This window comes from Pseudoalteromonas atlantica (assembly GCF_043641955.1).
GTDB lineage: Bacteria > Pseudomonadota > Gammaproteobacteria > Enterobacterales > Alteromonadaceae > Pseudoalteromonas > Pseudoalteromonas atlantica_A.
In genome coordinates, this window is record NZ_JBHZRV010000020.1 from 1 (window position 1) to 20,188 (window position 20,188).

20 protein-coding genes, 1 tRNA gene, 2 pseudogenes and 1 riboswitch are annotated in these 20,188 nt (G+C 41.5%); of the genes and pseudogenes, 7 read left to right on the forward strand and 16 right to left on the reverse strand.

The window, feature by feature from the left end; genetic code table 11:
* Positions 1–2: 2 nt before the first annotated feature.
* Together ACHUE3_RS19510 and orn are read right to left on the reverse strand one after the other, a co-directional pair.
* Positions 3–75 (reverse strand) — tRNA-Gly (locus tag ACHUE3_RS19510).
* A gap of 171 nt (positions 76–246) precedes the next feature.
* On the reverse strand, positions 247–792 hold the full coding sequence (orn, locus tag ACHUE3_RS19515; RefSeq protein WP_394193958.1) for an oligoribonuclease: 546 nt from the start codon (positions 790–792) through the stop codon (positions 247–249).
* A gap of 121 nt (positions 793–913) precedes the next feature.
* Between orn and rsgA the strand changes: the two genes are divergently transcribed.
* Complete coding sequence (rsgA, locus tag ACHUE3_RS19520; RefSeq protein WP_394193959.1) at positions 914–1,972, forward strand: small ribosomal subunit biogenesis GTPase RsgA; 1,059 nt, start codon at positions 914–916, stop codon at positions 1,970–1,972.
* A 15-nt stretch (positions 1,973–1,987) separates the two neighbouring features.
* Positions 1,988–2,854: an archaetidylserine decarboxylase gene (gene asd, locus ACHUE3_RS19525; RefSeq protein ID WP_394193960.1), complete on the forward strand. Its 867-nt coding sequence runs from the start codon at positions 1,988–1,990 to the stop codon at positions 2,852–2,854.
* Positions 2,855–2,900: 46 nt separating this feature from the next.
* Here asd and ACHUE3_RS19530 read toward each other — a convergent pair whose 3' ends face one another.
* The 8 genes from ACHUE3_RS19530 to ACHUE3_RS19565 form a co-directional block, all read right to left on the reverse strand.
* On the reverse strand, positions 2,901–3,650 hold the full coding sequence (locus ACHUE3_RS19530) for a HesA/MoeB/ThiF family protein (RefSeq protein ID WP_394193961.1): 750 nt from the start codon (positions 3,648–3,650) through the stop codon (positions 2,901–2,903).
* 3 nt (positions 3,651–3,653) lie between these two features.
* Positions 3,654–5,183: a thiamine phosphate synthase gene (gene thiE, locus ACHUE3_RS19535; RefSeq protein WP_394193962.1), complete on the reverse strand. Its 1,530-nt coding sequence runs from the start codon at positions 5,181–5,183 to the stop codon at positions 3,654–3,656.
* Positions 5,184–5,199: 16 nt separating this feature from the next.
* Entirely contained in the window at positions 5,200–5,985 is a 786-nt protein-coding gene (locus ACHUE3_RS19540) for a thiazole synthase (RefSeq protein WP_394193963.1), read from the reverse strand.
* Between the two features lies 1 nt (position 5,986).
* Positions 5,987–6,184 carry a sulfur carrier protein ThiS gene (thiS, locus tag ACHUE3_RS19545; protein WP_394193964.1) on the reverse strand — a complete coding sequence of 66 codons (198 nt, stop codon included), beginning with the start codon at positions 6,182–6,184 and terminating at the stop codon, positions 5,987–5,989.
* A gap of 8 nt (positions 6,185–6,192) precedes the next feature.
* Positions 6,193–7,194, reverse strand: a complete 1,002-nt coding sequence (locus tag ACHUE3_RS19550) for an FAD-dependent oxidoreductase (RefSeq protein ID WP_394193965.1) — start codon at positions 7,192–7,194, stop codon at positions 6,193–6,195.
* Positions 7,195–7,287: 93 nt separating this feature from the next.
* Positions 7,288–9,240 carry a phosphomethylpyrimidine synthase ThiC gene (gene thiC, locus ACHUE3_RS19555; protein WP_394193966.1) on the reverse strand — a complete coding sequence of 651 codons (1,953 nt, stop codon included), beginning with the start codon at positions 9,238–9,240 and terminating at the stop codon, positions 7,288–7,290.
* A 317-nt stretch (positions 9,241–9,557) separates the two neighbouring features.
* A riboswitch (TPP riboswitch) is annotated at positions 9,558–9,668 on the reverse strand.
* A 67-nt stretch (positions 9,669–9,735) separates the two neighbouring features.
* Positions 9,736–10,137, reverse strand: a complete 402-nt coding sequence (locus ACHUE3_RS19560) for an META domain-containing protein (protein ID WP_394193967.1) — start codon at positions 10,135–10,137, stop codon at positions 9,736–9,738.
* A gap of 129 nt (positions 10,138–10,266) precedes the next feature.
* Positions 10,267–10,662, reverse strand: coding sequence for an acyl-CoA thioesterase (locus ACHUE3_RS19565; RefSeq protein WP_394193969.1), 396 nt, complete (start codon positions 10,660–10,662; stop codon positions 10,267–10,269).
* 120 nt (positions 10,663–10,782) lie between these two features.
* Here ACHUE3_RS19565 and ACHUE3_RS19570 point away from each other — a divergent pair, with 120 nt between their 5' ends.
* Positions 10,783–12,876 carry a TonB-dependent receptor gene (locus ACHUE3_RS19570; RefSeq protein ID WP_394193970.1) on the forward strand — a complete coding sequence of 698 codons (2,094 nt, stop codon included), beginning with the start codon at positions 10,783–10,785 and terminating at the stop codon, positions 12,874–12,876.
* Positions 12,877–12,946: 70 nt separating this feature from the next.
* Here ACHUE3_RS19570 and epmA read toward each other — a convergent pair whose 3' ends face one another.
* Both epmA and efp read right to left on the reverse strand, forming a co-directional pair.
* Positions 12,947–13,921: an elongation factor P--(R)-beta-lysine ligase gene (epmA, locus tag ACHUE3_RS19575; protein WP_394193971.1), complete on the reverse strand. Its 975-nt coding sequence runs from the start codon at positions 13,919–13,921 to the stop codon at positions 12,947–12,949.
* Positions 13,922–13,979: 58 nt separating this feature from the next.
* Complete coding sequence (gene efp, locus ACHUE3_RS19580) at positions 13,980–14,546, reverse strand: elongation factor P (RefSeq protein WP_099297804.1); 567 nt, start codon at positions 14,544–14,546, stop codon at positions 13,980–13,982.
* A 42-nt stretch (positions 14,547–14,588) separates the two neighbouring features.
* Between efp and epmB the strand changes: the two genes are divergently transcribed.
* Positions 14,589–15,602, forward strand: coding sequence for an EF-P beta-lysylation protein EpmB (epmB, locus tag ACHUE3_RS19585; protein ID WP_394193972.1), 1,014 nt, complete (start codon positions 14,589–14,591; stop codon positions 15,600–15,602).
* On the opposite strand, the pseudogene ACHUE3_RS19590 reads toward epmB, so the two are convergent.
* Positions 15,599–15,782, reverse strand: a pseudogene (locus tag ACHUE3_RS19590) (hypothetical protein). The gene epmB and the pseudogene ACHUE3_RS19590 sit on opposite strands and share 4 nt — an antisense overlap.
* Before the next feature lie 280 nt (positions 15,783–16,062).
* Positions 16,063–16,554: a DUF3016 domain-containing protein gene (locus tag ACHUE3_RS19595; protein ID WP_394193974.1), complete on the reverse strand. Its 492-nt coding sequence runs from the start codon at positions 16,552–16,554 to the stop codon at positions 16,063–16,065.
* A gap of 204 nt (positions 16,555–16,758) precedes the next feature.
* Here ACHUE3_RS19595 and ACHUE3_RS19600 point away from each other — a divergent pair.
* Positions 16,759–17,472, forward strand: a pseudogene (locus tag ACHUE3_RS19600) (KamA family radical SAM protein); the annotation flags it as partial.
* Here the strand turns inward: ACHUE3_RS19600 and ACHUE3_RS19605 are convergent.
* Positions 17,469–17,678, reverse strand: a complete 210-nt coding sequence (locus ACHUE3_RS19605) for a hypothetical protein (RefSeq protein WP_394193976.1) — start codon at positions 17,676–17,678, stop codon at positions 17,469–17,471. The pseudogene ACHUE3_RS19600 and the gene ACHUE3_RS19605 overlap by 4 nt on opposite strands.
* 72 nt (positions 17,679–17,750) lie before the next feature.
* On the opposite strand from ACHUE3_RS19605, the gene ACHUE3_RS19610 reads away from it, so the two are divergent.
* On the forward strand, positions 17,751–18,041 hold the full coding sequence (locus ACHUE3_RS19610) for a prephenate dehydrogenase (protein ID WP_394193978.1): 291 nt from the start codon (positions 17,751–17,753) through the stop codon (positions 18,039–18,041).
* Positions 18,042–18,082: 41 nt separating this feature from the next.
* Here ACHUE3_RS19610 and ACHUE3_RS19615 read toward each other — a convergent pair whose 3' ends face one another.
* Positions 18,083–18,580: a DUF3016 domain-containing protein gene (locus tag ACHUE3_RS19615; RefSeq protein WP_394193979.1), complete on the reverse strand. Its 498-nt coding sequence runs from the start codon at positions 18,578–18,580 to the stop codon at positions 18,083–18,085.
* A gap of 223 nt (positions 18,581–18,803) precedes the next feature.
* On the opposite strand from ACHUE3_RS19615, the gene galE reads away from it, so the two are divergent.
* Complete coding sequence (galE, locus tag ACHUE3_RS19620) at positions 18,804–19,817, forward strand: UDP-glucose 4-epimerase GalE (RefSeq protein ID WP_394193980.1); 1,014 nt, start codon at positions 18,804–18,806, stop codon at positions 19,815–19,817.
* Positions 19,818–20,188 lie beyond the last annotated feature (371 nt).

The following is a 20,188-nucleotide window of genomic DNA, read 5'->3' on the forward strand; positions in this document are numbered from 1 at the left end:
GGAGCGGCACACGAGGCTCGAACTCGTGACCTCGACCTTGGCAAGGTCGCGCTCTACCAACTGAGCTAGTGCCGCATTCAAAATAGTCAGTAATTTATCCGTTGGTGCGCGACGAGTCGCGGTAAAACGTTCTGGCAACTGAGCTAGTGCCATATTTCAATCAGCTTAAACGCACTAACCCCGCGGGGGTTATCGTCTTAAGCGGGGCAGGATTCTACAATAATTCGATGTGTTTGCAAGTATTTTTTACAAATTAAAGAATTTTTCTCGGTAGACTTTCAATTCCATGATGGAATCTTTAATGTCATCAAGAGCAAGGTGTGAGCCTTTTTTGTTCACTTGCGCTAAAACCTCGGGTTTCCAACGTCTAGCAAGCTCTTTAATAGTGCTCACGTCTAAGTTACGGTAATGGAAGTAATCTTCTAACTCACGCATATACTTATTCATAAAGCGTCTGTCTTGACCAATGGAGTTTCCACACATAGGCGATGCCCCAGCAGGAACCCATTGCTTTAAAAATTCAATGGTCTGCTCAACAGCATAAGCTTCATCATAAGTACTTGCCTTACAACGAGCCGTAAGCCCTGATTTACCGTGTTGAGTGGTACACCATTCATCCATCCCATCTAACAATTCATCGCTTTGATGAATAGCAATCGTTGGGCCTTCAGCCAAGATGTTTAGCTCACTATCGGTGACAACAGTCGCTATTTCGAGTATTTTGTCTGTACTTGGTTCTAGACCTGTCATTTCGAGGTCGAGCCAAATCAGATTTGATTTATGAAAAGACATAATTACCTTGCGGTGCTTTCCTTTAGATCTAACGCATTTAGATATATCATATTAGTATCATCAGTCGACCTAAAGCTTTTTTTTCAAAAAGCGCGACATTTAACTAAGTTATAGGCCAAAAGTGGCAAAACAGAAGAAATTAAGTAAAGGCCAATCCCGTAGGATCAAGGCTAATCACCAAAAACGCTTGTCCAACGCCGACGCTAAGTCAGCTAAAGGGACAAATGAGCAACTGCAAAACGACAATTTAGGCCCTGCTGAAAATGCGGTGGTTATTAGTCGTTTTGGTCAACACGCCGATATCGAAACCGATAATGGTGATGTGCTGCGTTGTAATATTCGTCGTACTGTTAAAGGCATTGTTTGCGGTGATGAAGTACAATTTCGCCGAGCAAAAGTAAGCGAAGGCGATATAGCAGGTGTTATTGAGGCGATGCATGAACGTCGCTCACAATTAACACGCCCCGATTTTTACGATGGCGTTAAAGTTGTCGCAGCAAATATTGATCAGATTCTCATGGTTTCAGCGGTATTACCTGAGTTTACTGCAAATATTATCGACCGCTACCTAGTGGCTTGTGAAGATATGGGGATTGAGCCTATCTTAGTGCTCAACAAAATAGACCTTATTGACGAACAAGGCCTTAAAGCCATTGAGGAAGTACTCGATATCTATCGTAAACTCGGCTATCAAGTTTTCCTTGTGAGTAACAAAACTGCACAAGGTATAGATGCTTTAAAGCAAACGTTAGTGGATAAAAATAGCATTTTTGTTGGTCAAAGTGGTGTTGGTAAATCAACACTGGTTAATACCGTACTGCCTGATGCTGAAATACTAACTAAAGAAGTTTCTGAAAACAGTGGTCTTGGTCAACACACAACGACCGTGTCGCGGTTACACCATTTACCTTCAGGTGGTAACCTTATCGATTCTCCAGGTATTAGAGAGTTTGGCTTATGGCACTTAGAGGTTGAACGTGTAACTTGGTGCTTTAAAGAGTTCCGTGAATTTATTGGCGGTTGCCGCTTTCGCGACTGCAAACATTTAAATGACCCTGGCTGTATTATTCGCCAAGCGGTTGATGATGGTGAAATTTCAGAGCTACGCTTTGAAAGTTACCACCGAATTTTAGAAACAATGGCCGATGGCCGTGCTGGAGCTCGCGCTCCGCGCGTATAATTTAGGAAGAAACAAGTGAGTTTAGATAAATTCAAAATTACCATGCAATATGCAATGCCAAAACATTTTCTATCACGCATGGTAGGTAAATTAGCTGCTGCACGACTTGGTGGCCTAACAACATGGTTAATTAAACTATTCATTAAACAATATAAAATTGATATGAGTGAAGCTCAATATAGTGAGCCTAGTCATTATAAAACCTTTAATGAGTTTTTTACCCGCCCGCTTAAAGAAGGTGTACGCCCACTAAATACTGAAAATGATATAATCGCTCACCCTGTGGACGGTGCAATTAGCCAGCTTGGCCCGATTGTTGATGGCCAACTTATTCAAGCAAAAGGTCACGACTACAGCTTACAAGCATTGCTTGGCGGCTCAGAGCAAGACACAGCCCCATTTTTAGGCGGTGAATTTGCGACGATTTATTTAGCACCAAAAGATTATCACCGTATTCATATGCCTATCGACGGTACATTAAGAAAAATGATTTATGTGCCAGGTGATTTATTTTCGGTAAACCCACTAACAGCGCAAAATGTGCCTAATTTATTTGCCCGTAATGAGCGTGTAGTCGCCATTTTTGACACCGAAATTGGCCCTCTTGCGATGGTATTAGTCGGCGCAACGATTGTCGCAAGCATTGAAACAGTTTGGGCTGGTACGGTAACACCACCAGCAGGGAAAGACGTATTTAGTTGGAATTACCCAACCACTGGCGATAATGCAATCACTTTGAAAAAAGGTGAAGAAATGGGCCGCTTTAAGCTTGGCTCTACGGTTATTTTAGCGTGGGGCGCTAATCAGGCAGAAATCTTAGCTGATCAGCAACCTGAAACGGTAACGCGTATGGGCACACCGTTCGCCAAAATTACAGAGTAAAGTACTCAACGCCATAAAGTAGCGCGAGTGTTACCTCGCGCTTTCATTACAATCCACATTCAGTGCATTCAGGTGCTTTAGTTAATCTAAACTGCTGTTGCGTCAAACTCAATCCATCAAAGCGCACAAATTGGCTCCCCTCGTGGTGACCCAGTATTAGGTTAATTGCTAATAGTGCCTGCATTGAACCTATTACTCCCAATAACGGGCTTAATACGCCAGCATTATCACAATTTAACGCTTGCTCTGTTGGTTGCTCTGGAAACAAGCAGCCGTAGCAAGGGCTTTGTGGGCTACGAAAGTCAAAACACATCAACTGCCCTTCACTGGCGATTGCCGCACCGGATATCAGCGGTATTCCTGCCTTTAAACAAAAACGGTTAACAGTATAACGTGTAGTAAAGTTATCACTGCAATCAAGCACTAAGGTAGCACCAGCAAAAATTTTCTCGGCATTATGCTCCGTTAATTGCTGCTCGATTGTATTTACAGTAATTTGATTATTCAAACTACCAAGCACTTTACCAGCGGCGCTTACTTTGGCTTGCCCTAAATGATTTACTTTGTAGAGCACTTGGCGCTGCAAGTTAGAAAGCTCTACTTTATCGTCATCCAGTAAAGTGAGTTCTCCCACGCCAGAGGCTGCTAAATATAACAGTGCTGGGCTGCCTAAACCGCCCGCACCAACCACCACCACATGGGCTGATTTTAATTTTAGCTGACCTTCAAGACCCACTTCTTTGAGCATTAAGTGACGGCTATAACGCAGCTGCTCTTTGTCAGATAACTCACTCATTATTTAATGACCTATAGCGCTTTGTAAATCTGCAATAGCTTGCTGGTAATCATCAGCTTCGGTAATGGCTCTTACCACTGCTACACTGCCAACACCAGTTGCAGCCACTTCACTAGCACGGGATAGGTCGATACCACCAATCGCGACTGTCGGGTAATCTTGCATTAACGGCACAAAGTGCTTGAGCTTTTCAAGACCTTGAATTTGCCCCGTCATATCTTTGGTGGTGGTGGGGTAAATAGCACCAAACGCCATATAGCTTGGGCGATAATTATGTGCGCGGATCATTTCATAAAAGCCATGAGTTGAAAGCCCTAAGCGTAAACCCGCCTCTTTAATAGCGACTAGGTTAGCCTTTAACAAATCTTCTTGGCCTAAATGTACGCCGTAAGCGCCGTGTTTAATTGCCAATTGCCAATGATCGTTTATATACACGTTACCTTCATATTTTTGGCCAAGGGTAACAGCGGCTGCAACAGCAGTATCAAGCTCACTATCACAGCCCTGCTTAATACGTAACTGCACGGTTTTAATACCTTGCGCTAAGCATTTTTCTAGCCAATCAACCGTATCAACTACCGCATATAAACCTAGCTGCTTGCTTTCACACGCAGCAAAGTTAGCGGCCATAGTAAACTCATTCGGCGCATCAAAATCTAGCTCATCACCGAGCCAACTTCCCGCTTCAATAACTTGTGGGTAATCATCAATATTTTGCGGAAAACAGGTTTGTGCAACGGGGCCAATGCCTTCGCCATAACGCACAGCTGCTTTTAAGCCTTGATTGATATACGCTTTTGCTAAAATAAACGCATCTTTAAGAGGGTATTGTTTTGCTAAGCACGCCGCAATTACAGACGCCATGCTACAACCTGTACCGTGACTATGCGGTGTGGCAATTTTTTCATTACCTAGCCAATATTCATTTGCGCCATCAGTGGTGTTTTCACGGCAATAATCGATGCAGTAACCACTTGGGTAATCCCAATGCCCACCTTTGATCACCACGGCTTTTGCTCCCCAGCTTTGCAGCTTTTCAGCCGCTTCAATCACCGCGCTTGGGCCAATTAAATAAACACCTGTTAATAGTTGAGTTTCATGAGTATTTGGGGTGATCACATCCACCAGCGGTAATAAACATTCTTTTATTGCGCTAACGGTGTCTTCTTCAGTGAGTAAGTCACCACTACTGGCAATAGCGACGGGGTCATAAACCACTAAAGGCGGTGTTGGCCATGTAGCTTTATAATGCTTAATATGCTCACTAATAAGCTGTATTTGCTGTACGTTGGCGAGCATACCTATTTTAATCACGCTTGCTTTCATGTCGCTGGCCAAAGCAAGTAGTTGTGATTCAATCACCTCTGTTGAAATGGGGTTTAGCGATTCAACACCTAAACTGTTTTGTGCCGTAAGTGCAGTAATGGCTGTACAGCCATGCACGCCAAAACTTTGCATACCTTTTATATCAGCCTGAATACCTGCACCACCGCCAGAGTCAGAGCCTGCAATTGTCCAAACAACTTGATTCATCGTTATTCCTAATTTATTACGTTTGATGCCAAAAAGGCATACCCATAGTGGGTGTTGATGGCGCGGCCACGTCTTTTTCTGGCATAGCTTTGGCTGTATAAGCAAAACGTCCAGCATCGACCGCCGCTTTAAAGGCGTGGCTCATGGTAACAGGGCAACCCGCCCCTGCAATAGCCGAATTTAACAAAACACCATCATAACCAAGCTCAAGCGCTTGGCATGCATGAGAGGGCAAACCAAGCCCCGCATCAACAATTAAAGTGAGTTCTGGTAAGCGCTCGCGAATGGTTTTTAAATTGTATTGGTTTAATAACCCTTTACCGGTGCCTATTGGCGCTCCCCAAGGCATCAACACCTCGCAACCGACATCGGCTAATCGTTGGCAAAGTACTAAGTCATCAGTGCAATAAGGCAATACTTTAAAACCATCATCCATTAGTATTTTTGTTGCCTCTAGCAAAGCAAACGGGTCCGGCTGAAGATTATATTCATCTCCAATCAGTTCGAGCTTTATCCAATCGGTGGCAAATACTTCGCGACACATTTGTGCCAGCGTTACCGCTTCTTTGACACTATGGCATCCTGCGGTATTGGGTAATATTTTTAAACCTGTGTCTTTTATTAGCTGCCAAAAGTCATCTCCAGCGGCTGCACTTTGCTGGCGTCGCAGCGAAACAGTAACCACTTGTGCGCCTGAGGCTTTAATTGAATCGGCCATAATCGCAGGCGACGGATAAAGGGCTGAACCAATTAGTAAACGACTGGTTATTTGTTCGCCATAAATGCTAAAGCTATCACTCATCTCAGCCCCCTTGAATTGGCGAGAGAAGCTCGAGGCTATCGCCTTGCGTAATTACAATCTCATCACAGTTTTTACGTGGGATAAAATCGCCATTTAACGCTACCGCGAAGGGTTCTTTAGCACCAAACTCCGCAAGTACTTTAGCTAATGTCGTTTGGTTTTTGGTTTCAAACGACTGGCCATTAATTGTAATCTTCATCTTTTAACCTATTTAATTAACGCGACGGCGTCAGCTACTAAGCTTGGTGCAAGTAAGTAACCATGTCGGTACAAACCATTAATACTGATCACCTTACCTTGGCGTTTCACTTGTGGGCGATTATCACTAAATGCGGGGCGCAATCCCGTTTGAATATTGATAATGCGCGCTTCAGCAAAGCCACTATGTACGGTATACGCCGCTGATAACAACTCAAGGGTTGAGCGTACTGTGGCTGGCCCATTATCTTGTGATTCAATTTCAGTCGCGCCAATAACGTATTCATGATTCGGTTTAGGCGCAATATACAGTGGGTAGCGCGGGTGCATTAACCGTACAGGACGCGTGAGGTTAACCTCGGGCGCATGTAAGCGAATCACTTCCCCACGTACACCACGCAGCTTACACTGTGCACTTTTAGCACCTAAGCCTCTACAATCAATAATGTAATCATATGACTGCTGAAGTTGCTCGCAAGCAGGATTAATATTTTCAGCAAAATTAAACCGCACATCACGTGCTTTGAGTGTGTTAAAGCTTGCTTGATAAAAAGCCTGATTATCTATCTGCCCTTCGCAAGGTAAATAAACGCCTTGATTAAAGTGCCCAGATAATTCAGGTTCAAGCTCACTAATATGTGCACCACTTAACTGCTGAGCATGATGATTAGCTAATGGTTTTAGCCGTTCAATGAAGCTCTGCAAGTCGCCTTTGTCTTGTTGATGAGCAACCACCAGCGTACCTTGCTGCTGAAAAAACACCTCGTCATCAAGCTGCGCTAAAATTCCCGGCCAGCGGTTTATTGAGTCAAGCCCCATAAGCGCTAAGTCCTGCTCACACAAGACTGACTCAGCTAAAGGCGCAAGCATAGCTGCGGCAACACACCCAGCACTATTACGAGCCTGTGCGTCATCAGCTTCATAAACCGTTACATTATGCGCTAAGCTCAATTCAAGCGCCGCCAAGCGCCCTGTTAAGCCAAACCCCACCACCGCAATGTTGTAAGACATAAGAATCCCTATAGGTTCTAGGTTCTAGGTTCTAGGTTCTAGGTTAAAAACATCCTAGAGCCTAGTCTCTTCCCTAGCACCTAGTCCCTTCGCTTATATCGCTTTATGATAAATCTCTGAGCCGGTTTGTTTAAACTCTTCAGATTTCGCTTTCATTTCAGCTTCTACATCAACCATTTTAATTTCAATCGCATCTCCCACATTATTAGGGTCGATACCACGCGATTCCAGATCTTTGGCATATTCACGCACTTCTTGGGTGATTTTCATTGAGCAGAATTTTGGCCCACACATAGAGCAAAAATGAGCTACTTTGCCAGACTCTTGCGGTAAGGTTTCGTCATGATATTCACGGGCACGAACAGGATCTAAGCCAATATTAAATTGGTCATGCCAGCGGAACTCAAAGCGCGCTTTAGATAACGCATTATCACGCTCTTGTGCACCTGGGTGACCTTTGGCTAAATCCGCAGCATGGGCGGCAATTTTATAGGTAATTAAGCCTTCTTTTACATCTTCTTTATTGGGTAAGCCTAAATGCTCTTTTGGTGTTACGTAACACAACATAGCACAGCCATACCAAGCAATTTGCGCCGCACCAATACCCGATGTGATATGATCATAGCCTGGAGCAATATCAGTAGTAAGCGGGCCTAATGTATAAAATGGCGCTTCGTCACAATGTTTAAGCTGCTCTTCCATATTATCTTTGATCATGTGCATTGGCACGTGACCTGGGCCTTCAATAAATACTTGTACGTCGTGTTTCCAGGCTATTTTTGTCAGTTCACCTAAGGTGCGTAGCTCGCTAAATTGCGCTTCATCGTTAGCATCGGCAATTGAACCCGGGCGCAGGCCATCACCTAGTGAAAAACACACATCGTATTGTTTTAAGATTTCGCAGATATCTTCAAAGTGAGTGTAAAGGAAGTTTTCTTTATGGTGTGCTAAACACCATTTAGCCATGATTGAACCACCGCGTGACACAATCCCTGTAACTCGCTTGGCTGTCATTGGTACATAGCGTAACAATACACCCGCGTGAATAGTAAAGTAATCAACACCTTGTTCAGCTTGTTCAATCAAGGTATCGCGGAATATTTCCCAGGTTAAATCCTCTGCCACGCCGTTTACTTTTTCAAGCGCTTGGTAAATTGGTACTGTACCGATTGGCACTGGTGAGTTACGGACCACCCACTCGCGCGTTTCGTGAATATAACGGCCAGTTGATAAGTCCATTACCGTGTCGGCGCCCCAACGCGTTGACCAAACCATTTTTTCAACTTCTTCTTCGATAGATGAGCTTACCGATGAATTACCAATATTGGCGTTTACTTTGACTAAAAAGTTACGCCCCACAATCATTGGCTCTGTTTCTGGGTGATTAATATTGTTGGGAAGTATTGCGCGACCACGAGCGATTTCATCACGAACAAATTCAGGGGTAATAAACTCCGGAATACTTGCCCCAAATGACTCGCCCTTGTGCTGCTCAGCTAATAGCTCTTTACGAATTTCTGCACGGCCCATATTTTCACGTACTGCCACATACTCCATTTCAGGGGTGATAATACCTTGGCGTGCATAATGCATTTGCGTCACATTTTTGCCCGCCTTAGCACGGCGGATTTTTGGTAAGTGCTCAAAGCGAATATGATCGAGCCCTTCATCGGCCATGCGCTGCTGTGAAAATTGTGAAGTAACTGATTCTAAAACCTCAGTATCGCCACGGCTTTCAATCCATTGTTCGCGGTATTTATCTAAACCTTTACGTACGTCTAGCGTAAAGTCAGGATCGGTATAAGGGCCTGATGTATCATATACACGAAGCGGTTCATTCGGCTCATAAATTGGATTCTCATCTGTTCCACCAACAAAAGTGTCGCTTAGGGTGATTTCACGCATACCCACGCGTACATTTTCTTGCGTGCCTTCAACATACACTTTATGAGAGCTAGGGAATGGTTGCCCAGTAAGGTTATAAATATAATCTGATGCAGCCGCACGAGTTTCGCGGCGAGACGGTTTATTTGATGTGTTTGACATGACTTACCTCATTGCTAAAAGGGTTGTCTTGTCAGATATTGCAAATGCAATAGAGAGTAGCAACTGCTACATGGATCGTAGATTGGTATTATGCATATACTACCAACCTTGGCAGCCACAGTGCTTATACCAATCGTGTTAAGTTATTAGTCATTTATAGCGACTGATAAATAGAGTGATAACAAGGCATAAATTTTGACATGCAGTTGTTCTACATGAGAAATTTATAACGCAGTTAGCGCTTTATTTAGCACGCTAGAATGGCTAAATATTTAAGTCGATTGGTATTATACGCCAAAAAATGGCGCACAAGCACCTGTTTAAGGCAGCTTGTTCCCTACGCAGGTGTTAGCCTGATCAGGTTCACGGATCCCGCTTTCGCGATCTCAGCCTTTGAGTTAATACTCAAGGCACTCCGACAAGTAAAAATTCTATATATTGTTCGCTGACGAGTGTACGTTAGTTGCAGTTAGCCTGCAAGAGGTTGCTTATAGATCAACCCGCAGGAATAAACACAAAGGTTTGCTCGCCATTTATAATCAGCTGCTGCGATTGTAGCTGAACCTGCGCACCTTGCTTTAGCGAATCTAATAGCTGTTGCTCAAATTGATCTAATTGCTCGCCACATGATTTTCTCGTCATACCGAGTTTATTGATACTTAGCTGGTTATTAGTTAATTCACCTTCACCAAAAAACTTATTACAACCAGCAAACCCATTAACTTGCAATGCTTCAATAAAACTTAACGACGCGCTATAAGACGCAGGAATTGCTAAACCATCTACTCGTGATAGTTGCCACTTAGTGTATTTTAATTGCTCACTGGTGACTGTCCCTGTCGATGAGCAGCCAATACATAACCCGATTATAAGCATCGGTATTGCTGCTAATTTCATGTAATTATTAACCTAAAATTCAATCGGAACATAATAACAATAATTAACCATGGATACCGTTAATAATGCATGTTTTTAATGTAAAAAATTGTTCTAAGATAGTAATAAACTTTCAACATCAAAGCTTACTCAGGATGTGTGAAATAAATTATCAATTTCCTCTGGCAAAAAAGGACGACCTTGTTCATTAACAGAAGTACCTATTACCAACGCTTTAAGCATTACTTTTTCATCATGTTTGCGTATCACTGTTTGACGAAAGCCAAACTTTAAGCGACTAATGCGTTCAGGCTCAACCACTACGTAAAACTCATCTGCGGGCTTGAGTGACTGTTTATAATCCATTTCACTACGCATAACTACTAGATTTATTTTATCGCGAGCAAGTTTAGCAAAATCAATACCGTTAGCATGTAAGAACTCATGACGAGCATGCTCAAGATAGTTAAAGTAAACACTATTATTTACAATTCCTTGCAGATCGCATTCGTAATCGCGTACTTTAAAGTCAACTTTAAAGGTCATATTAATATTCCTAATTATGTATACTGTGCGCGTTTATAGCATATTAATACAGCTGGTATCACGACATTAATGAGAATAGTTGTTATCATGCACGTCCCCGAAATGGAGTTAAGAAACCGAATGAAACTACGTCTGTCTTTAATTACTGCCGCGCTTATCCCTTTATTAAGCGCTCCAGCCTTTGCTGAAGATACTGATCTTGAAAAAATACTGGTTACTGGGGACTTTCAAAAAGAAAGCATTCAAACCCTCAGCGCTAGTGCAAGTTTATTTAGTGAGCACGAAATTAATGAACGTGGTGCGACATTTTTAGATGAAATGCTTGCTAGTGCCGCCAATGTGAATTTTTCAGCAGGGGCATCTCGCGGTCGTTATATTCAAATTCGTGGTGTTGGTCTACGCTCTCAATTCGTTGATCCTATCAACCCATCTGTCGGCTTAGTCATTGACGGAATTAACAATTCAGGACTCGGCGGCAGCTCATTACTGTTTGATGTAGACCAAATTGAAATTTATCGCGGCCCTCAAGGTACTCGCTTTGGTGCTGACGGCATGGCAGGTATGATTCAAATGGAATCAGCCGATCCTACTTTTGATCCGAGTGTAAAAGTGCAGCTTGGCGCAGGTAATTTTAATAGCTACGAAGCCGGTATTGCAGCAGGTACTGGTATAACTGACGATACAGCTGTGCGTGGTAGTATTTATCAACGTGAATCTGACGGTTATCAAGATAACCTTTATTTAAATAAACCAACACAACAACAAGATGAAATTGTTAGCCGCTTTAAGCTGCATAGCCAATTGACTAATGATTTACGCTCTGAGCTCAGTGTCCATTATATCGATATCAATAACGGCTATGATGCATTTACCCTTGATAACAGCCGCAACAGCGTAGCCGATCAGCCTGGCCAAGATAATCAAGAAAGCATTGCTGTTGGCCTTGCCAATATTTACACTGGATTTGATTTATTTGACGTTAGCTTAAACCTGTCAGGCATTGATAGCGAATTGCTTTACAGTTTTGATGAAGATTGGGTATGTAATGATATAAACAAACCTGAACTTTGCGCTGCGGGCCTTCACCCTGAAGGTTATAGTTCAACCGACGTTTATTTTAGAGATCGTCAAGACCAAGCCGCAGAACTGCAATTTAATGGCAAAGGTGGTAACTGGGTAGCAGGGCTTTATTATCAAGGTCGAGATGTTGATTTAGAGCGCCAATATACTTGGCTTGCAAACCCATTCTTATCAACTTACGAAACTAGTAATATTGCAGCTTATGGCCAATTAGCGACACCTATTGGTAATAAAACCACATTAGTTACCGGCCTACGTGTTGAACAGTACCAAGGTGATTACACTGATAACAATGGTTTTATTAATGATACTGACGATATTATGGTTGGTGGTAAATTAGCCCTTGAGTATCAAGTGATTGATCGCACTATGATCTACACTAGCCTAACCCGTGGCTATAAAGCCGGCGGTATTAACTCAGAGGCACTGGCTAAAGCGAAAGATGATGGACTAAACCTCGATGCTGATTTTTTTCAAAATCATACAAGCTTTGCTCCTGAATACTTATGGAGTGGTGAGTTTGGTGTTAAAGGCAGCTCACTCGATGACAAGTTTGTTCTTCGCTTAGCGGCTTTTTATATGTACCGCGAAGATATGCAGCTTAAAGCGTGGCAAGTCGATGGCCAGAAGTTTACTGGCTATGTTGATAACGCAAGTTCTGGTGAAAATTATGGCCTTGAAATTGAGGGCAGTTATCAGTTAACCGATGATCTATTTTTGACTGGTAGTGCTGGTTATTTGAATACCAAAATCAACGATTTTGTTGCAAAATCAGGTTTAGACCAAGATGGCCGCGAGCAAGCACAATCACCTAAATATCAATACGCATTTACTGCGCGTTATAACTTTACTAATGAGTTATTTGCGACTATTGGTGTTGAAGGTAAAGATGATTATTACTTCTCTGATAGTCACAACTCGCAAGCCCCTAGCGTTAACTTAGTTAACTTCACTACAGGTTACGAGGCGGACATGTGGTCAATTCGTGCCTGGGCACGTAACGTGTTTGATGAAGAAGTGCCAACTCGTGGTTTTGAGTTTGGTAATGATCCAACTGACGGTTGGCAAACACACACCTACACGCAATTGGGTGAGCCAATGGTTGCAGGTGTTACCTTTATTTACGAGTTATAAACCGTAGGCGCGACTTTATGTCGCGCTTTTAAAGCTAAAGACAAACGCGGGGTAAACCCGCTGCTACAGCTTATGCGCGTGCCACATCAAATGCGATAACCTCTTTTATCGTTTGTTTTTGTGTTGCTAGCATTACTAGCCTATCAATCCCAAGTGCAACGCCTGCACATTGTGGTAAACCATGCTCAAGGGCTTTGATTAAGCGCGAGTCTATAGGCACTTCAGGTGAGTTATTTGCTTTACGATAGGTGTTATCACCCATAAACCGTTTCGCTTGCTCTTGCGCGTCTGTAAGCTCATTAAAGCCGTTTGCTAGCTCCATGTTTTGATAATAAAGCTCAAACCGCCCAGCAACGCGCTCATCGTGCTCACAAATGCTTGCTAAAGCGGCTTGAGAGGCTGGAAAGTGGTATACAAAGCAAGGCTTATCTTGACCGATTGTTGGCTCTACCTTCATGCAGAATAACAATTGCAATAACGTATCTCGATGAGTCTCATCTGCAGCAATATCAGCAAAACCTTGCTCTATGGCAAGTTGCTGTAATTGCTCAAGTGAGGCCGTAAGCGGATCAAGGCCCAGCACTTGCTCAAAAGCCTGTTGATAGGTTAAACGCTCTGCGGGCAGTACACCGAGAACTAACTGCATTAGCTCATCTATTTCATCCATTAATGCAAACTCATCAAACTCAGGGCGATACCATTCCAACATAGTAAACTCAGGGTTATGGTGCTTTCCTGCTTCTTCATTTCGAAATGCTTTACAGATTTGATAAATAGCCCCACTACCAGCCGCTAATAACCGTTTCATGGCAAATTCAGGCGAGGTTTGAAGATATAAATCGAGTCCAGCAGCATGGCCCGGGCCTACAAAATGAGTTTTAAAGCTAGCTAGATGGATATCCGTTACACTTGCTCCGCTTAGGCTAGGAGTTTCAACTTCCATTACATTACGTTGATAAAAAAACTCGCGAATGGCCCGTAAAATTTCGGCTCGTTGCTGCAAGGTTGCAACCTGTGCACTTGGCTCCCAAAGATCTGCTGACATATTTTCTCCAAAAAAAATCCCAGCCTGAAGCCGGGATTCTATTAAACAGTGTTATAGCTTACTTAACACGGCCTACGTATTCACCGCTACGAGTGTCTACTTTAATCACTTCACCAATTTGTACAAACAAAGGTACACGTACTACAGCACCTGTGCTTAATGTAGCTGGCTTACCACCTGTACCCGCAGTGTCACCTTTTAGGCCTGGGTCTGTTTCTGTGATCTCAAGCTCAACAAAGTTAGGCGGAGTTACTGCGATTGGGCTGCCGTTCCATAATGTGATAGTACATAAATCGTTTTCAACGAGCCATTTTACAGCATCGCCTAACGCTTTTTCATCCGCGGCAATTTGCTCAAACGTTTCGTTGTTCATGAAATGCCAAAACTCACCATCTGTATAAAGATAAGCAAGATCGGTATCCATTACATCAGCACCTTCAACTGATTCGCCAGATTTAAATGTTTTTTCAAGCACTTTTCCAGAGATAAGCTTACGGATACGAACACGGTTAAACGCTTGGCCTTTACCAGGTTTTACCATTTCATTTTCTAAAATACTGCAAGGTTCGCCGTCCATCATAATTTTTAGGCCGCCCTTGAACTCATTAGTGCTATAATTCGCCATCGTTTCCTCTGTCTAATAATTTTTCGAGTAATCTACTTACCAATGATACAAAGAAATGAAGCAAATTTGCATAAAAACTGGCAAAAAGAATTAGCTAATGTAGTTACTTGCCCAAAAACCTTGCTAGAAATGGTCGGGCTTTCAAGCCAAGTACATGAAAAAGACATAAAAGCTCGCAGTTTATTCCCTGTGCGCGTACCTGTCCCTTTTATAAAAAAAATGCGCTATGGTGATATTAACGACCCACTTTTACTGCAGGTCATGCCTCGCCATCAAGAATTTATTGAAAAAACCGGTTTTAGTAACGATCCGCTAGAAGAGCAAGACAATACACAAACAGGCTTACTCCATAAATATAAGTCTAGAGTGCTCGTTATGTTTAAGACGGGTTGTGCGGTGAATTGTAGATATTGCTTTCGTCGTCACTTTCCTTATCAAGAAAACCAGTTAAACAAACGCAGCTTACTGGATGCATTAGAATATATAAAATCAGACAGTAATATTAATGAAGTTATTCTCAGTGGCGGCGACCCACTGATGGCAAAAGATGATGCGATCAGTTGGTTTATGGATGAACTTGAACAGCTACCGCAAATTAAGCGCATGCGTATTCATAGTCGTCTTCCCGTCGTGATCCCAGCGCGTATCACTAATGAACTGTGCCAGCGTTTAGCAAACTCCCCCCTAAAAATAGTCTTTATAAATCACATTAATCATGCCAATGAGATAGATGATGATTTTAAAACCGCAATGCAGCAATTAAAAAAAGCGGGTGTAACATTATTGAATCAAGCGGTGATCTTAAAAGATGTTAATGATTCAAGCTCGGCACAAATTGCATTGAGTGAAGCATTATTTGATGCAGACATACTACCTTATTATCTTTACCTATTAGACAAAGTAGCAGGCGCTAGTCACTTTGATATTGAAGAACCACACGCACGTAAAATAATGGCAGATATGCTTATTGCATTGCCAGGATTTTTAGTTCCTAAACTCGTTCGAGAAATTGGTGGTCAGCAAAGCAAAACCCCCATCGATCTCAAATTGATTTAAACGTAAACGTTTACGTTGTTGCCTAAAGTTGCAGTAACAGAGTTAGCGGGGGTCTGTGCTACGCTAGTATTTGCAGCGCCTTCAATCAATCAGCGCGAGAGCAGCCGCTGCCATCCGCTTTCTGCTGCTTTTTGGCAAGTGCCGCGCTGTAAAATTTAGCATTTTCACCGCGCCAGTCATTGCTGGTAAATTTAAAGCCTTATTTGGAAGGAAGCTGATTATGACTTTGAAGCTAAGCGCTAACACCCTATGGAATAGATGTTGTAGTCGATGTAGAAACTTATCAACCGATGGTTTTAGCAAAGAAAAGTTAAAGAACTGCCGTAATTAAATTTTGACCGTTAATTACTTTACTCGCCACTTTTAAATAACTAAAAAATTGATGCTTAATTTTGTTTAACTTGAAATACAAAATGCCGATAGAACTTATCGGCATTTTTAAATTTAATCTTTGCTATATTTAGCCTACTGTAGATAAAACTTTTGAATTAAACCAGTTAGTTACTAAACGTTTTTCATAATAAAATGATCTGGAGCTAGATCGCTTAATTCTATCTAAGTATCCTCTATCTTTCAGTGACACTTCAGTATTATGATTCACAACTTCACCCTGCGGATTAGTTAACGTGTAAGAAAGCTTTATCCGTGGATAATGAAGTGGTTGAATTACTCTTACTTTTTTAGCACCAGAAAATTCAATGCCACCTGCTAAATCAAGATCTGTAACCTCTACATTTATCTTATATCCACTTGGTAATTTTTCAGCTAATTTCGCAAAATGCTTTTCAAAGCTAATCGTTATTTGCTTTTTAAAAGACTTGGGTGATTGATTTGCTGCACGCACATCGCGGTAATTGTCAAAATCTTGCCATTTAACTACCGACTCACCAGCTTGTGCAAGACCAATAGGACTTAAACACAGCGCTAACGTTAATAACTTTAAGCTTTTCATACTATTCTCCCTGTGAACTATTAAAGTTGCGATAATATTTGGATACTATGGCAGCTAGTTATTATGCTTTAATCTTATCGTTACCCTTTAAAAAAATTCAATTAACAATTGTTCCTGCCGTTTGATACCAATAAACCATCAAATACTTATTATTGACATTGTTCAAATTAGCAGCAAAAACATTTTATGTAAAGTTTTGGGCATGGCGATATTAATAACCCACTTTTACTGCAGGTAGTGCCTCGCCATCAAGAATTCATTGAAAAATCCGGTTTTAGTAACGATCCGCTAGAAGAGCAAGAAAATCAGTTAAACAAACGCAGCTTGCCTAACGCACTAGAATATATAAAGTCAGACCTTGATATTAACGAAGTTATTCTCAGTGGCGGCGACCCACTGATGGCAAAAGATGATGCGATCAGTTGGTTTATGGATGAACTTGAACAGCTACCGCAAATTAAGCGCATGCGTATTCATAGTCGTCTTCCCGTCGTGATCCCAGCGCGTATCACTAATGAACTGTGCCAGCGTTTAGCAAACTCCCCCCTAAAAATAGTCTTTATAAATCACATTAATCATGCCAATGAGATAGATGATGATTTTAAAACCGCAATGCAGCAATTAAAAAAAGCGGGTGTAACATTATTGAATCAAGCGGTGATCTTAAAAGATGTTAATGATTCAAGCTCGGCACAAATTGCATTGAGTGAAGCATTATTTGATGCAGACATACTACCTTATTATCTTTACCTATTAGACAAAGTAGCAGGCGCTAGTCACTTTGATATTGAAGAACCACACGCACGTAAAATAATGGCAGATATGCTTATTGCATTGCCAGGATTTTTAGTTCCTAAACTCGTTCGAGAAATTGGTGGCCAGCAAAGCAAAACCCCCATCAATCTCAAACTGATTTAAACGTAAACGTTTACGTTGTTGCCTAAAGTTGCAGTAACAGAGTTAGCGGGGGTCTGTGCAATACTAGACGAAGCAGCACCTTCAATTAATGCCAAAGCAGCTGCACCATCCGCTTTCTGCTGCTTTTTGGCAAGTGCTGCGCTATATACTTCTGCACTTTCACCCGCACCACTCATGGCCGGTAAGTTTCCACCTGATATATTCATAGTTCAATACCTGACTTTTATTTGCAATCCACGTACTATATCGGCATTGCAGTTTAAAGCTTTAGGAAAAAAATGGATTCAATTATTGAGCAACTTAATGCCAACTTAAAAATCGTTTATCGTCAATCACTTGATGCTGATAAAAAATTAGATGATCTTCAACAACAAGGTCATGGAAAGTTCAAAGCACTATTCTCAGCAGACGCTGGGTTTGATTTTGAAGCTAAACGCTTCAAGCCTTACGTGCTAGATGTTGCTGCAGATGTTGAGAGTTTAAGTTCTGACGGTTTAGATGAAGAGAAACTAAAATCAACTGTACTTAAACTACAACAATTATTACAGTTATTAGCAACTTTCAAATAATTTAAAGGCGCTCACTTAAATAAGTAAGCGCTTTAAAAACACTATTCTGGGGTTACTTTAGGGATTAGTTCTTTATCGAACCACTCTGTGATCAAGCGTTTATCATAGTAAAACTCTTCATCACGACCTCTTTTTATTCTATCCATAAAGCCCATATCTTTGAGCGAAACATTGTCATTTTCAATCAAAGTTTGGCCGTTTTTATCCGTTACAGAATATTTAAATTCAATACGTGGTAGAAAAATTGGCTTAATAATTCTAAACTCATTCATGCCCCCAAATTGCACATCACCAGCCAGATCAAGTTCAGTCACTTCAACATTAAATTTATAACCTTCAGGTAATTTTTCAGCAAGTTTATTGAAGTGCTTCTCAAAACTAGAGGCAATACGTTTGTGGTAAGCTCCCTTAACATCATTAGAAGGGCGTACGTCACGATAATCATTAAAGTCATGCCACTTAACAACAGCTTCCCCTGCATGTGCAAGTGCAGGAATTACCATGACCATTGTGATAGCAATTTTTTTCAATGCATTCATTTCAATTCTCCAAAAACATTCAGGGTAACTATAAGTAAAATAATAGCAGTTACAACTTAACTATAGCTTAACCCTCTAATCAGTCATTGTTATCATTTATATAAAATATGTAATCAAAAATACAGTCAATAACATCTATAGTAAGAAATAATAAATTTAAAACATGTAATATCAGATGAATTATGGTGAAATTAACTTAGTTCACCTTATATATGGAGATTTCATGACAATTTTAGTAACAGGTGGTGCAGGATATATAGGCTCGCACACCGTAGTTGAGTTATTAACACAAAATAGCGATGTTGTTGTCATTGATAACTTGAGTAACTCTTCGCTTGAGTCACTTAACCGAGTAAAAACAATAACAGGTAAAAGTACGCATTTTTATCAAGGCGACATTCTTGATAAAGAATTTCTAGATAATGTTTTTAATAAGCATGATATTGATAGTGTAATTCATTTTGCAGGGCTCAAAGCCGTTGGTGAATCAGTAGTAAAACCTATTGAGTACTATCAAAATAATGTTCAAGGTACACTTACGCTAGTAGATGCAATGCGAGATGCCGGTGTATTTAAACTCGTATTTAGTTCATCGGCTACTGTTTACGGCGACCCAGCAAGTTTACCTATTAAAGAAGACTTCCCAGTAGGCGGCACTACAAACCCTTATGGTACATCAAAGCTAATGGTTGAAATGATGCTGCAAGACATAGCAAAGTCTGATGAGCGCTTTGCTTTTGCAATATTGCGTTATTTTAACCCTGTAGGTGCTCACGAATCTGGCTTAATAGGTGAAGATCCAAATGGCATCCCAAACAACCTACTTCCATATATCTCACAGGTTGCTGTAGGTAAATTAAAGCAGCTAGGCGTGTTCGGGGATGACTACGATACAGTGGACGGTACCGGCGTTCGAGATTACATTCATGTAGTTGACTTAGCGCTTGGACACCTAAAAGCACTTAACAAAATTAATCAAGATATTGGTGCACATGTATATAACCTTGGCACGGGTAATGGCTACTCAGTACTTGAAATGCTAAATGCTTTTAGCAAAGCTTGTGGAAAAGAAATCCCCTACCAATTATCACCACGTCGCCCAGGTGATATTGCAGCTTGTTATGCAGCACCTGAAAAAGCTTCACAAGAGCTTGGCTGGCAAGCAGAGCGAGGTATTGATACTATGATGCAAGATACTTGGCGTTGGCAAAGTAACAACCCTAACGGCTATAAATAAAAGTATCTACTTAAATCTATAAAACCGCTCTCAAAGCGGTTTTTTTATGTGTTGAATAAATAAGAGTGAGTCTTGAATTTGGCAATTAACCACAACAAAAATTAAGCTGTTTTAAAGGGATATATTGGACTCTGAGGTGGTCTTCGCGTTCATTTATCCGTGGGTATCAGGTACTCAACCCACGCTACGGTGTATAGGTTGGCACTGTGCAGCTGAGAGCTTTAATTTTATTCCAGATAACAAAAAACCCGTCACATTGCTGTAACGGGTTTCTCTTATTTGGAGCCATGGTGTGCTACGCAGTAGGATGACCTACTTTCATACACAATGTACGTTTAATATTATTTAAAAAGGACTCACTGGGCTCTGAG

What these genes read in the sequence shown, in the direction of transcription:
- ACHUE3_RS19540 (WP_394193963.1), bottom strand. Translation starts at nt 5,985, where the DNA reads ATGAGTGATAGCTTTAGCATTTATGGCGAACAAATAACCAGTCGTTTA.
- ACHUE3_RS19605 (WP_394193976.1), bottom strand. Translation starts at nt 17,678, where the DNA reads ATGAATATATCAGGTGGAAACTTACCGGCCATGAGTGGTGCGGGTGAA.
- thiS (WP_394193964.1), bottom strand. Translation starts at nt 6,184, where the DNA reads ATGAAGATTACAATTAATGGCCAGTCGTTTGAAACCAAAAACCAAACG.
- ACHUE3_RS19530 (WP_394193961.1), bottom strand. Translation starts at nt 3,650, where the DNA reads ATGAGTGAGTTATCTGACAAAGAGCAGCTGCGTTATAGCCGTCACTTA.
- orn (WP_394193958.1), bottom strand. Translation starts at nt 792, where the DNA reads ATGTCTTTTCATAAATCAAATCTGATTTGGCTCGACCTCGAAATGACA.
- ACHUE3_RS19595 (WP_394193974.1), bottom strand. Translation starts at nt 16,554, where the DNA reads ATGAAAAGCTTAAAGTTATTAACGTTAGCGCTGTGTTTAAGTCCTATT.
- galE (WP_394193980.1), top strand. Translation starts at nt 18,804, where the DNA reads ATGACAATTTTAGTAACAGGTGGTGCAGGATATATAGGCTCGCACACC.
- ACHUE3_RS19570 (WP_394193970.1), top strand. Translation starts at nt 10,783, where the DNA reads ATGAAACTACGTCTGTCTTTAATTACTGCCGCGCTTATCCCTTTATTA.
- epmA (WP_394193971.1), bottom strand. Translation starts at nt 13,921, where the DNA reads ATGTCAGCAGATCTTTGGGAGCCAAGTGCACAGGTTGCAACCTTGCAG.
- thiE (WP_394193962.1), bottom strand. Translation starts at nt 5,183, where the DNA reads ATGAATCAAGTTGTTTGGACAATTGCAGGCTCTGACTCTGGCGGTGGT.
- ACHUE3_RS19565 (WP_394193969.1), bottom strand. Translation starts at nt 10,662, where the DNA reads ATGACCTTTAAAGTTGACTTTAAAGTACGCGATTACGAATGCGATCTG.
- efp (WP_099297804.1), bottom strand. Translation starts at nt 14,546, where the DNA reads ATGGCGAATTATAGCACTAATGAGTTCAAGGGCGGCCTAAAAATTATG.
- epmB (WP_394193972.1), top strand. Translation starts at nt 14,589, where the DNA reads ATGATACAAAGAAATGAAGCAAATTTGCATAAAAACTGGCAAAAAGAA.
- ACHUE3_RS19550 (WP_394193965.1), bottom strand. Translation starts at nt 7,194, where the DNA reads ATGTCTTACAACATTGCGGTGGTGGGGTTTGGCTTAACAGGGCGCTTG.
- ACHUE3_RS19560 (WP_394193967.1), bottom strand. Translation starts at nt 10,137, where the DNA reads ATGAAATTAGCAGCAATACCGATGCTTATAATCGGGTTATGTATTGGC.
- thiC (WP_394193966.1), bottom strand. Translation starts at nt 9,240, where the DNA reads ATGTCAAACACATCAAATAAACCGTCTCGCCGCGAAACTCGTGCGGCT.
- ACHUE3_RS19615 (WP_394193979.1), bottom strand. Translation starts at nt 18,580, where the DNA reads ATGAATGCATTGAAAAAAATTGCTATCACAATGGTCATGGTAATTCCT.
- ACHUE3_RS19610 (WP_394193978.1), top strand. Translation starts at nt 17,751, where the DNA reads ATGGATTCAATTATTGAGCAACTTAATGCCAACTTAAAAATCGTTTAT.